This is a genomic window from Myxococcus sp. AM011, from assembly GCF_013372595.1.
Taxonomy (GTDB): Bacteria; Myxococcota; Myxococcia; order Myxococcales; family Myxococcaceae; genus Myxococcus; species Myxococcus eversor.
Window position 1 is genome coordinate 63,390 of record NZ_JABXEM010000012.1, and the last position, 12,608, is coordinate 75,997.

Below are 12,608 nucleotides of genomic sequence, written 5' to 3' on the forward strand. Positions count from 1 at the left end.
AGGCGAAGGGACTTCAGTAGACGTCACGCAGGTAGCGCCGCTCGTCGCGGAGTGTCTTCAGCCAGTCCTCGGCGTCCTCGCGGCTCCGGCCACCGTGCTCGGCGATGACGTCCACCAGGGCGGCGTGGACATCCGGGGCCATGCGTTGGGCATCGCCGCAGACGTAGAGGTGGGCGCCGCCCTCCAGCCAGGAGTAGAGCTCCTTGCCGGACTCGCGCAGGCGGTGCTGCACGTAGACCTTCGCCGCCGTGTCGCGGGAGAAGGCCAGCGACAGCTTGTGGAGCGTCTTCTTCTTCAACGCCTCCTGCCACTCCGACTGATAGAGGAACTGGCTGCGGAAGTGCTGCTCCCCGAAGAACAGCCAGTTGCGTCCGCGCGCGCCGACCTCCGCGCGCTCCTGCACGAAGGCCCGGAAGGGCGCCACGCCCGTGCCAGGGCCAATCATCACCACGTCCCGGTCCGGGTTCTCCGGCAGCCGGAAACGCTCGTTGTGCTCCACGAAGACCCGCACCGATTCCGCGTCCGCCCCGCGCGTGGCCAGGTGGGACGACGCGGCCCCGAGGTGACGCTCGCCGAAGGCCGTGTAGTCGACCACCGCCACCGTGAGGTGCGCCTCCTCGCCCACGCGCTTGGAGCTTGAGGCAATCGAGTACAGCCGGGGCGTCTGCTTGCGCAGCGCGAGCACCAGCTCCTTCGCGCTCCAGGGCGCGGGGTGCTGGCGAAGCACGTCGATGACCTGATGGCTCTTGAGGAGCGCGCGGAACGAGTCCGCTCCAGTGGGCGCCAGCAGGGACTGGAGCACCGTGCTCGCGCCGAGCGTGGCGTGGCGCTCCAGGAAGGGCCGGCTCAGGCGCGTCAGCTCCAGGCCCTCCGAGAGCCAGACCGCCAGGGCTTGAGTCTTCCCATCGCGCGTCACGGGCTCGGCGCCATCCAACCGCTGCTGCTTCAGGACGGCGTCCACCAGCTCCGGAGGATTGGGCGCCCACACGCCCAGGGCGTCGCCCGGCGCGTACTCCAGGCCGGAGCCTTCGAGGGAAATCTCGACGTGGCGGACGTCCTTGAGCGCGCCCCTTCCGGTGATGCGTTGATTGACCAGCACCGTCGCGGAGAAGGGGGCTTCCTTGCTGATGGTGGGCGCGGTGGTGGCGCCTCGCAGCGGGACGACGGTGGCGACGGCGGGCGCGCGGGGCTCGATGGCTTCGCGAGCCCGCGCGAGCGTCTGGTCCAGCCAGCCTGTGGCGATGGGCTCGAAGTCCAGGTCGCAGTCGGCGCGGTCCACCAGTCGCGTGGCGCCCAGCTCCGACAGTCGCGCATCGAGCGCCCGTCCCACCTCGCAGAACTTCGGATAGCTGGAGTCTCCGAGTCCGAGCACCGCGTAGCGCAGGCCCTCCAGCCGAGGCGCGCGCTTGCCCAGCAGGTGCTCGCAGAAGCCGCGCGCGTCATCGGGCGGGTCTCCATCTCCCTGCGTGCTGATGACCACGGCCAGCAGCTTCTCGCGCGCCAGCTCCCGCACCGGGTACTCACTGGCCCGGATGATGCGCACGGGAAGTCCACTGCTCTCCGTCTGGTGCTTGAGGCGCTCCGCGACCAGCCGGCTGTTTCCCGTCTGCGTGCCGTAGACGATGGTGAGCGGCGCGGCCGGAGTCGCCGTGGGGGCCACGCTGATGGCGCCTGTCGTGGCCGCCACGCCGGGTCGTGCCGCGAGTCCCGCGGCATAGCCGCTCAGCCAGTGCAGCGCCGCCGGGTCCAGCCCCGCCACCAGCTCGAGCAGCCGCGCGCTCTTCTCCGCGCCCAGCAGCGCGTCGATGAAGGGCGGGGATGACAGGCTGAGGTTGCCTGGAGAAGAGGCGCTCATGTTCCGCTCTCCGGTGTCGCGGTGAGGCGCCGCACCCACTGCTCCGGGGCCTCGGCGTCCTCCAACTCCCACCAGCCCGTGCCCGCGTCATGGGCCTCCTCACGCAGCGCGCGCCGGACCTGTGGCGCCTCCGCGTACACCAGGGCGAACAGTCCCGCGCGAGCCAGGGCCAGGGCCACCTCCACGTCACCGGACACGGTGGCCACATGACGGCCCAGGTTGAACAGCTCGCGCTCCAGCGCGAAGGCGCGGCTGGCCGCATCGGGTGTGGCGGGGAGGAGGACCACGGCGCCCGCCTGGCCCAGTCGCCCATGCCGCTCGGCGCTCGTGACGAGCGACACCCCGGCACGCGACGTGGACTCCGCGGGCCCCAGCACCATGCCCGCGCCCACCGTGTCGTGGGTGAGCGCGTCGATGACGATGAAGGCTCCCGTGCGCCGGTTCTCCTGATACGGGTCGCACAGCAGGGGACGGCGGCACACCAGCCGGACGCGGCCGATGTCGTTGAGCGCCAGCGACTCCGCGGGCACCTCCGCCAGCTCCTCCAGGTCCTTGCGCCACAGCACGCGCTCGAACTGCGCGGGCGCGGTGCGGGTGGTCTGCTTCACCAGGTAGCGGCGCGTGACATCCAGCGGTTGCTCACCGAACCACACCAGCATCGCGTCCAGGTGCTGCAACGACAGGGGCGGCTGGTCCACATGGGACAGCAGGTCGCCTCGGCTTGCGTCCACCTCGTCCGTGAGCCGCAGCGTGACGGAGTCCGTCGCGGAGGCTTCCTCCCTGGGGCCGTCGAAGGTGTCGATGGCCTGTACGCGCGTCCTGCGTCCCGAGGGCAACACCTGCACTTCGTCCCCCACGCGCACCGTGCCGGACGCCACCTGTCCCGCCAGCCCCCGGTAATCCTGGTGGGGCCGCAGCACGTACTGCACGGGGAAGCGGAAGGGCGCGCCATCCAGCCGGCGTTGGTGCGGAAGCGACTCCAGCCAGCCCAGCAGCGTGCCGCCCTCGTGCCAGGGCGTGCGGGGACTCGGGATGGTGATGTTGTCGCCCCGGCTGGCGCTGACGGGGAACAGGCGCACGCCCTCGAAGCCCAGCGTGTGCGCGAAGTCCGCCAACTCGGAGCCGATGCGCTCGAACGTCGCGCGCTCGTAGCCCACCAGGTCCATCTTGTTCACCACCACCGCGAGGTAGGGGATGCCCAGCAGCGAGGCGATGTACGCGTGGCGACGCGTCTGGGGCAGCACGCCCAGCCGCGCATCCACCAGGATGACGCCCGCGTCCGCCGTGGAGGCGCCCGTGGCCATGTTGCGCGTGTACTGGAGGTGCCCAGGAGTGTCCGCGATGATGATCTTCCGGCGCGACGTGGACAGGTACCGGTACGCCACGTCGATGGTGATGCCCTGCTCACGCTCGGCGCGCAGGCCGTCGGTGAAGAGGGAGAAGTCCAGCTCCTCCTCGTCACCGGCGCCCGCCGCGGCCTTGAGGCCCTGGGCCAGCAGCTCCGGGGGAATCTCCGTGCGAGCCGCCGCCCGCTTCGCGCTGGCCCGTCTCACGGCGGAGATCTGGTCTTCGAAGAGGCCGTCGCACTCATAGAGCAGCCGACCGATGAGCGTGGACTTGCCGTCGTCCACCGAGCCCACCACCGCGAGCCGAAGCAGGGCGCGGTGGGAGTGCTCGTCGAGGAGCCGCTGGATGTCGGGTTGCGGGACGGCCTGGAGTGCGGTGTCCATCAGAAGTACCCCTCGCGCTTCTTCAGCTCCATGGAGCCTTCTTCGTCGTGGTCGATGAGTCGGCCCTGGCGCTCGGACTGTCGCGCGTGGACCATTTCGTGGATGACGGCCTCCACCGTGGTGGCGGAGGACTCGATGGCGCCGCTGAGCGGGTAGCACCCGAGCGTCCTGAACCGCACCCTCCGGAGCGTGGGCTTCTCCCCGGGCCGCAGGCGCATGCGCTCGTCATCCACCATCAGCAGCGTGCCGCCCCGGTCGATGACGGGTCTCTCGGCGGCGAAGTAGAGCGGCACCACCGGGATTTTCTCGCGCAGGACGTAGTGCCACACGTCCAGCTCCGTCCAGTTGGACAGGGGGAAGACGCGCATGCTCTCGCCCGCGTCCACGCGGCCGTTGAACAGGTTCCACAGCTCCGGCCGCTGCCGACGCGGGTCCCACTGGCCATGCTTGTCGCGGAAGGAGAACACCCGCTCCTTGGCGCGGGACTTCTCCTCGTCGCGGCGGGCTCCGCCGAAGGCCGCGTCGAAGCCGTGCTGCGCGAGCGCCTCCAGCAGCGCCTGCGTCTTCATCGCGTGCGTGTACTTCTGGCTGCCGTGGTCGAAGGGGTTGATGCCCTCCGCGAGCGCCTTCTTGTTCTGATGCACGAGCAGCCGGAGGCCGTGGCGCGCGACGAAGGAGTCTCGGAACGCGTACATGTCCCGGAACTTCCACGTCGTGTCCACGTGGAGCAGCGGGAAGGGCAGGGGCGCGGGGTGGAAGGCCTTGCGCGCCAGGTGCAGCAGCACCTGCGAGTCCTTGCCGATGCTGTAGAGCATCACCGGGTTGGCGAACTCCGCCACCGTCTCGCGGAGGATGTGGATGCTCTCCGCCTCCAGCTCCTCCAGGTGCGTTGAGCGAGCGTGCGTCACGTCAGTCATGTCCCGCCTCCGCGAACCGGGGAAGCGCTTCCCCCGCCGTCGTGTGATTCCCCGCAGCGAGCGTGGGCAGCCGCGCTCGCAGCGCGACGACCTCGCCAATCACCAGCAGGGCCGGAGAGCCCAGCCCGGCCTTGCGCGCCTCCTGGGCGATGTCTCCCAGCGTGGCTTCCACCACGCGCTGGTGCTCCCAGGTGCCTGCCTCCACGAAGGCGGCGGGTGTGGAGGCGGCCCGTCCGGCGGTGACCAGCGCCGCCGTGGCCTCTTCCAGGCGGTTGCCCGCCATGAACAGCACCAGCGTCTGGGTGCGCGCGAGGAAGTCCCAATCCGGCGCGCCGCCCGCGCGGAACGCGGTGGCGAACGTCACCTCACCGGAGACGTCCCGATGGGTGACGGGGATGCCGACCGACGCGGGCACCGCGATGCCCGAGGAGATGCCGGGCACCACCTCGTAGGGGATGCGCGCGGCCTCCAGGGCCAGGGCCTCCTCTCCTCCACGACCGAAGACGAACGGGTCTCCTCCCTTGAGACGCACCACGGTGCGGCCGAGTCGCGCCTGGGCGATGAGCACGGTGTGGATGTCTTCCTGCTGGACGGACTCGCCCCCGCCTTCCTTGCCCACGTAGATGAGGCGCGCATGGGGACGCGCGTGCTCCAGGACTCCGGGGTGGATGAGCCGGTCATGGACCACGGTGTCCGCTTCGCGCAGCAGGCGCGCCGCGCGCAGCGTGAGCAGCTCCGGGTCTCCGGGGCCCGCCCCCACCAGGTACACGCGACCTCTCGACGACTCCTTCATGTGAACTCTCCAGACGACTTGAAGGTCTTCAATTCCGAACGGAGCCGAGCCACGGCGGCTCCACGCTCACCGCGCGCGAGCAGTGCGCCGAGCTCACCCTCCACCAACCGCTTCAGCAGGCGCTGTCGCCCCGGGCCGCGAGGCAGTCGCCTGCGCAGCCAGCCGCTCAACCTCGCCAGCCACACGTGGTGGGGCGCGACGTGGGCGCCCAGCTCACGCCTCAGGAGGCGCGCCAGCGCGGGGGCCTGTCCGGCGGTGGAGACCGCCACGGTGATGGGGCCTCGTCGCTCCACGGAGGGCAGGGTGAAGTCACACAGCTCCGGCTCGTCGGCGGTGTTCACCCACAGGCCCAGCGCTCGGGCCTCGGCCGTGAGGCGATGATTCACCTCGGCGTCATCCGTCGCGGCCAGCACCAGCGCGTGGCCGCGCACATCGCCCGGCGCATAGGTCCGGCGCTCCCACTCCAGTCGTCCCTCGGAGGCCAGGCGTCGGAGCGTGTCGGTGACTTCGGGGGACACCAGGTGGAGCCGTGCGCCCGCTTCGAGCAGGGCCAGGGCCCGGCCCTCGGCGATGGTGCCGCCGCCCACCAGCAGGACGCGGCGGCCCTCCAGCCGGAGGCAGATGGGATAGTCGACAGGAGTGACGGTCGGCATGTTCGTGGTCCACGTCACCGGACGGGATGCAGGCCGCATTCGCTGTGCTCGCGGGACTCCCACCACCAGCGGCCCGCGCGCTCGTCCTCGTAAGGCTTCACCGCGCGGGTGCATGGCGCGCAGCCGATGGACGGGTAGCCCCGGTCATGCAGGGCGTTGTACGGGACGGAGTTCGTCTGGATGTACGTCCACACCTGCTGCCGGCTCCAGGCCGCCAACGGGTTGAGCTTGATGAGTCCACCGTGCTCGCGGTCGTGCTCGACGACGGCGACGTCGGTGCGGTTGATGGACTGCTCACGGCGCAGCCCCGTCACCCAGCCGTCGCGGCCATGCAGCGCGCGTCGCAAGGGCTCCACCTTGCGGATGGCGCAACATTCCTTGCGCGCCTCGAGGCTGCGACGAAACGAGAAGCAGCCCTGCGTCGACTCCAGCGCCTCGACGCGGCCTCGCTCCGGGAAGTAGGTCTCCACCGGGATGCCGTAGCGATTGCGGACGACCTCGATGAGCTCGTACGTCTCCGGTGGCAGGCGACCGGTGTCGAGCGTGAAGACGCGCAGGCTGGGCGCGTGCTTTCGCGCCAGGTCGATGAGGACCATGTCCTCCACGCCGAAGCTGGAGGCGATGGCGGCGCGAGCTCCGAGCCGCTGCTCCACCCAGGCGAGAATCTCCTCGGCGGAGGCGGCTTCGAGCGAGGCGGCTTCCGCGAGCAGCTCTGCTGGCTCGTGGGCGATTCCGAGAGGAGTGGTGGGGGACGACGAGGCGGACACGGTGGACTCCAGGGGATGAAAAACAACAAGGCCCGCGCCTCTTTCGAGGGCGGGCCGCGCGAGCAGGGGAGGTGGGGTGGTGCTGCTATCCACTCCTCGAGGCTCGGGGCCCGCCGTCAGGCGGACACGCCACACACGCACACGCCAGACAGCACGCACAGCGGGCCCCGTGGGGCGCCTGCTGCATCGAGTTCTGGTGGATGGTGGCGAGGTGCATGGAGGAGCGTCGGGAAGCGGTGTGCGGGAAACGGCGGAACAGACCCAGACCTCGGGAGGGAGGTGGGGCCGGGCGAGGCGCGGAGGGAATCAGGAAGCTTCCGGCGCGCGCTTCAACAGCCCAGGCCCGACAGGGCACAACAGGCACACGACCGACAGCAGCGGCGGAACAGCGCGGCCATCGGGGTGGAAGGCATCAACACGGAATCGCAAGCTAACGGCTGTCTCGGCACGCCGTCAACCCGACCTCTTTGTCCCCGAGGGGTACTCAGGTGTCGAGTGTCCCACCCACGCGCAGCGTGACGGTGGATGTTTCCCGACGGGCGGAGGACCTGGTGGGTTCCAGGGAGGCCGGCGCATCGACGCGCAGCGCGGTGCGGTCCAGCTCCGCGAGCCGAGGACGGCCCAGCAGCGCGAGCGTTCGGTCCATCTCGGCGCAGAGGATGTCCAGCGCCAGCTCCACGCCCGCCTGGCCGTTGGCGGCGAGGCCATAGAGGAACGGCCGCCCCACCATGCAGGCGCGCGCGCCCATGGCGATGGCCTTCACCACGTCGGAGCCTCGGCGGATGCCTCCGTCCAGGACGACCTCCGCGCGACCGTCCACCGCGTCCACCACCTCCGGCAGCACGTCGATGGCGCCCGGGAGGAAGTCGAGCTGTCTGCCTCCGTGATTCGAGACGACGAGGGCCTCGACGCCCAGCGAGACGGCCTTCCGCGCATCCTCCGCGCAGGTGATGCCCTTGAGCACGAGCGGCCCGGACCAGATGGAGCGAAGCCACTCGACGTCCTCCCACGTCACCGACGCGTCGAACTGGCTGTTGGTGAAGCGGGCGATGCCCACCGCATCCGTGCGCGTCAGCGAGGGGTGGTCCACGAAGTTGCCGAAGGTGGCTCGCGGGCTCGACGACATGCGCAGCACCCAGCCCAGGTGGCGCAGCACGTCCATCACGTTGGAGAAGTGGATGCGAGGAGGCAGGGTGAAGCCATTGCGTCGGTCCTGCTCCCGGTTGCCCATGACGGGCACATCCACCGTGAGGCACAGCGCACGGTAGCCCGCCGCCTTCGCGCGCTCCACCAGCGCACGAGTGACGCCCCGGTCCTTCCACACATAGAGCTGGAACCAGAGGGGCGCGGGCGCCACGGCGGCCACCTCTTCAATGGTTCCGATGGACATGGTGCTGAGCGTGAAGATGGCGCCGCGACTCGCCGCGGCCTTCGCGGCCAGCTCTTCGCCGCGAGGCGCGAGCAGCCCAGCGAGTCCCGTGGGCCCCAGGACGATGGGAGTGGCCAGCTTCTCGCCCAGCAGTGAGGTGGAGTGGTCCACCTTGCTCACGTCCACCAGGGTGCGGGCGCGGAAGAGATACCGGTCGAAGCTCCGTCGATTGGCGTCGACGGTGAAGCCGTCATCCGCGGCGCCTTCCACGTAGTCAAAGACGGTTCGTGGCAGCCGCCGCCGTGCTCGCTGGCGCAGGTCATCGATGCTGACAATCATGATGCGTGCTCCATCGGGAGGTGCCCCCCGGGCGCGGCCACTCCGGGGGCAGCCGCGGTGACGATAGCGGGAGCGCGGTGGGCGTGCATCACGCCGCGTCTCGCTTCAGCGTGGCGAGGAGACGGGCGAACAGTTCGGCCAGCGTCGTGACGTGGGGCGCGCGCAGCATCGTGTAGTGGTCGCCCGGTGCCTCGTGCACCGTCGGCTCGGAGGCGAGCCATGCGCCCCAGCCCAGGTCCTCCGTCACGGTGAGTCCAGGCGGAGGCGTCGCGGCCTTGATGAGCACGGTGGGCCCTTCGTACCGCGCGCCCGTGGGGACGTAGTTTCGCTGGGCCTCGCTCAGTTGCTGGTAGAGGGCGAAGAGTCGCTCCGCCGCGTCGACGTCCAGGTCGATGGCCTGAGAGGAAACGCGGCGTGTCAGCTCCAGCAGGTAGCGGAGCCGCTCGCGGCCTTCGAGTCGGGCCAGGCGCTCCGGGTCCACCGGGAGTTCGCGCCACGGCAGTCCGAGCACCTGTCCGAAGCCCGCGAGCTGCGTCAGGGCATCCGGAGTCGGTCGCGGCTCCGCCTTGGGGGCATGGCTGTCGAGCAGGGCGAGCAACTCCACCTGCTCGCCCGAGGCCTGGAGGCGACGCGCCATCTCGTAGGCGACGAGTCCGCCGAAGGACCAGCCCGCGAGCAGGTAGGGCCCATGCGGCTGTACGGCGCGAAGCTGGGAGAGGTAGTCGCGCGCGAGAATCTCGACGGAGGCGGGGGGCAGCTCGCCTCCCTCGAGGCCGCTCGCGGAGAGGCCATGAATGGGGCGGCTCGGGGCGAGCTGTCGCACCAGCTCCGTGTAGCCCAGCGCGCTGCCGCCTCCTCCGTGGACGAGGAACAGCGGGCGCTCGGTGGAGGTGCCCGAGTCCAGACGGACGAGGTTCGGCGTGGCGCGCGTGCCGTCCTGCTGCTGCTCCAGGAACGGCGCCAGACGCTCGATGCTGGAGCCCTGGAAGAGCGCGGTGACGGGAAGCGAGACACCGGTGCGCTCGCGAATCCGCGCCATCAGCTTGATGGCCAGGAGCGAGTGTCCACCGAGCTCGAAGAAGTCGTCCTCGACGCCCACCTGGGGCACGCGCAGGACCTGCGCCCAGATGGAGGCGAGCAGCTCCTCGGTGGGAGTGCGAGGCGCGACGTGGGCGGCCGAAGGAGCGGAGAGGACGGCCTCGGGAGGAGGCAGTGCCTTGCGGTCAATCTTGTCGTTGGAGGTGAGCGGGAGCGCGTCCAGGCGGAGCAGGAACGACGGCACCATGTACTCGGGGAGCCGAGCCTTGAGGAACGCGCGCAGGGAGACGGCGTCCAGGTCGTCACCGACGAAGTAGCCGACGAGGCGCTTGTCTCCGGGGACGTCTTCACGCGCGATGGCGACAGCTTCGCGGATGGACGGGTGCGCGAGCATCGCGGCTTCGATTTCAGGCAACTCGATGCGGAAGCCGCGCACCTTCACCTGTGCGTCGGCGCGACCGATGAAGGCGAGCGTTCCATCATGGTTCCAGCGGACGAGGTCTCCGGAGCGATAGAGGCGGGCGCCGGGAACGGAGGACAACGGGTCCGGGACGAAGCGCTCGGCGGTGAGGCCGGGCTGGCCGACGTAGCCGCGAGCAAGGCCATCACCGCCGATGAAGAGCTCTCCGACGATGCCGATGGGGACGGGCTGGAGCGAGGCGTCGAGGACGAGCAGGCGGGTGCCGTTGGTGGCTCTGCCGATGGGGAGTGAAGGCCCGACGTCGTCGGCACGAGTGATGGAGAAGGTGGTGGCGACGACGGTGGTTTCGGTGGGGCCGTAGCAGTTGGTGACCGGGATGCCCCAGTCCTGCACCGCGCGGCGGACATGGAGCGACGAGACGACGTCACCACCGGTAAGGAGGCGCTGAAGGGAAGGGGGCGCGGGGAGGCGGCTCTCGACGAGCTGGGAGAACAGGCCGCTGGTGACCCAGAGGGAAGTGACGGCGTGACGGGCCGCTGTCTGGAGGAACTCTTCCAGTGAGGGGGTCTCGGGAGGAAGAACGACGAGGCGAGCCCCATGGAGCAGGGCGCCCCAAATCTCGAAGGTGGAGGCGTCGAAGGAGATGGGGGCGAGGAGGAGGTGGGTCTGCTCGGGCCCGAAGGGGATGTGGTCGATGCCGATGAGCGTGTGGATGACACCGCTGTGGGTGCAGCCGACGCCCTTGGGCTTGCCAGTGGAGCCGGAGGTGAAGTCGATATAGGCGAGCGACGCGGGGAGGGCGGAAGGAGGCAGGGCCTGGGTGGAGCTGGTGGCCAGGGAGACCTCGTCCAAGAGGACACACGTCAGTCCGTCGGCGGGCAGCTTGTCGAGGAAGGCGCGGGTGGAGACGAGGACCTGGGGCTGAGCGTCCACGAGCATGGAGGCGAGGCGCTCGCGGGGGTACTTGGTGTCGAGGGGGACGTAGGCGGCGCCGGCCTTGAGGATGGCGACGAGGGCGACGATGAGCTCGACGGAGCGGTCGACGGCGATGGCGACGCGGGAGTCGGTGGCGACGCCGAGGGAGCGCAGGTGCCAGGCGAGCTGGTTGGAGCGCTCGTCGAGCTGGCGGTAGGTGAGGGAGGCGTCTCCGAAGAGGACGGCGACGGAGTCCGGAGCGCGAGCGACGACGTCGGCGAAGACAGCGGGCATGGTGGAGTCGGGAGAGACGTGCGCGGGAGCCGAGGCCCAGTCCACGAGGACGCTTCGCCGCTCCTCGTCGGTCAGCATGGCGTGCGCGGAGAGCGGGGCCTCGGGCCGAGCCACGAGGGACTCGACGAGCAGCTCGAAGTGCCGCGCCATGCGCTCGATGGTGGAGCGCTCGAAGAGGTCGGAGTTGTAGCCGAGTCCTCCGAAGACACCTTCAGACACCTCCGTCAGGTTCAACTGAAGCTCGAACTTGGCGGTGACCGCCACGCTGCCCAGGTCCACGGGGCTGAGCGTCAGCTCCGTCTTCTGGATGGCGGACTCAGGCGTGTTCTGAAGCGCGAAGAGTGCTTGGAACAGCGGGCTGCGGCTCATGTCGCGCGCGGGCTGGAGCTCCTCGACGAGCCGCTCGAAGGGAATGTCCTGATGGGCGTACGCACCCAGCGCGGATTCCTTCACCTGTCGCAGCAGTTGGAGGAAGGACCCGCGTGAGTCGACATGGGAGCGAAGCACGAGCGTGTTGATGAAGAAGCCGATGAGCCCTTCGACTTCCGAGCGGTGGCGGCCAGCGATGGGCGAGCCGACGGCGATGTCTTCCTGTCCCGAGTAGCGGGCGAGCAGGAGCTGCCATGCCGCGAGCAGCAGCATGAACGGCGTAGCGCCTTCACGCTGACCGAGGGCCTTGAGCTGATCCGAGACGGGCTTCGAGAGGAAGACCGGCAGCGTGGACCCTCGGAACGTCTGCAGCGGAGGCCGGGTCTTGTCGATGGGCAGCGCCAGCGGGAGGACGCCCGTGAGCTGCTTGCGCCAGTAGGCAATCTGGGCGTCGAGCACGGGGCCCTGGAGCCAGCCGCGCTGCCAGACGGAGAAGTCAGCGTACTGGATGGAGAGCGGCGCGAGCGGCGACGGCCTGCCGTGGGAGAAGGCGTCATAGAGCGCGGCGATCTCCTGGATGAGCACGCCCAGGGACCAACCGTCGGAGACGATGTGGTGCATGTTGAGCGCGAGCACATGCTCGGTGTCGCTCAGCTCCAGGATTTGAGCGCGGATGAGCGGACCCGTGGAGAGGTCGAAGGGCCGCTGGTACTCCTCCCTCAGTCCGCGCTGGACCTCCTGGTGCGCGGTCTCCGCGTCGAGGCCTCGGAGATCCACACGCACCAGCGGGAGATCGCCCTCGGGCGTGATGCGCTGGAACGGCTGACCATCCAGTTCGAAGAACGTGGTGCGGAGCGCTTCGTGGCGACGGACGAGCTCATCGAAGCTGAGCTGGAGCGCGTTGATGTCGAGATGCCCGTCCAAGCGGACGAAGGAGGGCATGTTGTAGGTGGAGGAGCCGGGCTGGAGCTGGTCGATGAACCAGAGGCGCTGCTGAGCGAAGGAGAGGGGCAGCGGGCCGGTGCGAGGGACAGGGAGGATGGGAGGCGGCTGAGCGGTGGAGCCCTCGCGGGAGGCCGAGAGGATGCGAGCGGCGAGGGAGGCGACGGTGGGCGCCTCGAAGAGGGCGCGGAGGGGAAGCTCGACGC

8 protein-coding genes are annotated in these 12,608 nt (G+C 69.9%); all 8 read right to left on the reverse strand.

The window, feature by feature from the left end; all coding sequences use genetic code 11:
- Positions 1–13 precede the first annotated feature (13 nt).
- The gene (locus HUW62_RS04445; protein ID WP_163870285.1) at positions 14–1,855 is read right to left on the reverse strand and encodes an assimilatory sulfite reductase (NADPH) flavoprotein subunit; all 1,842 of its coding nucleotides are present in this window, start codon (positions 1,853–1,855) and stop codon (positions 14–16) included.
- Positions 1,852–3,585 carry a GTP-binding protein gene (locus HUW62_RS04450; RefSeq protein ID WP_163870286.1) on the reverse strand — a complete coding sequence of 578 codons (1,734 nt, stop codon included), beginning with the start codon at positions 3,583–3,585 and terminating at the stop codon, positions 1,852–1,854. Before HUW62_RS04450 ends, HUW62_RS04445 begins: the two co-directional genes overlap by 4 nt.
- Positions 3,585–4,502 (reverse strand): sulfate adenylyltransferase subunit CysD, encoded by a 918-nt coding sequence (cysD, locus tag HUW62_RS04455; RefSeq protein WP_163870287.1) that lies wholly within the window; start codon positions 4,500–4,502, stop codon positions 3,585–3,587. The genes HUW62_RS04450 and cysD overlap by 1 nt, the downstream gene beginning before the upstream one ends.
- Positions 4,495–5,295, reverse strand: coding sequence for a uroporphyrinogen-III C-methyltransferase (gene cobA, locus HUW62_RS04460; protein ID WP_163870288.1), 801 nt, complete (start codon positions 5,293–5,295; stop codon positions 4,495–4,497). Before cobA ends, cysD begins: the two co-directional genes overlap by 8 nt.
- The gene (locus HUW62_RS04465; RefSeq protein ID WP_176433647.1) at positions 5,292–5,948 is read right to left on the reverse strand and encodes a bifunctional precorrin-2 dehydrogenase/sirohydrochlorin ferrochelatase; all 657 of its coding nucleotides are present in this window, start codon (positions 5,946–5,948) and stop codon (positions 5,292–5,294) included. Before HUW62_RS04465 ends, cobA begins: the two co-directional genes overlap by 4 nt.
- 14 nt (positions 5,949–5,962) lie before the next feature.
- Entirely contained in the window at positions 5,963–6,715 is a 753-nt protein-coding gene (locus HUW62_RS04470; RefSeq protein ID WP_163870290.1) for a phosphoadenylyl-sulfate reductase, read from the reverse strand.
- 484 nt (positions 6,716–7,199) lie between these two features.
- Entirely contained in the window at positions 7,200–8,423 is a 1,224-nt protein-coding gene (locus HUW62_RS04475; protein WP_176433648.1) for an alpha-hydroxy acid oxidase, read from the reverse strand.
- 88 nt (positions 8,424–8,511) lie between these two features.
- A partial coding sequence (locus HUW62_RS04480; protein WP_176433649.1) for an amino acid adenylation domain-containing protein occupies positions 8,512–12,608 on the reverse strand: 4,097 nt, incomplete at its 5' end.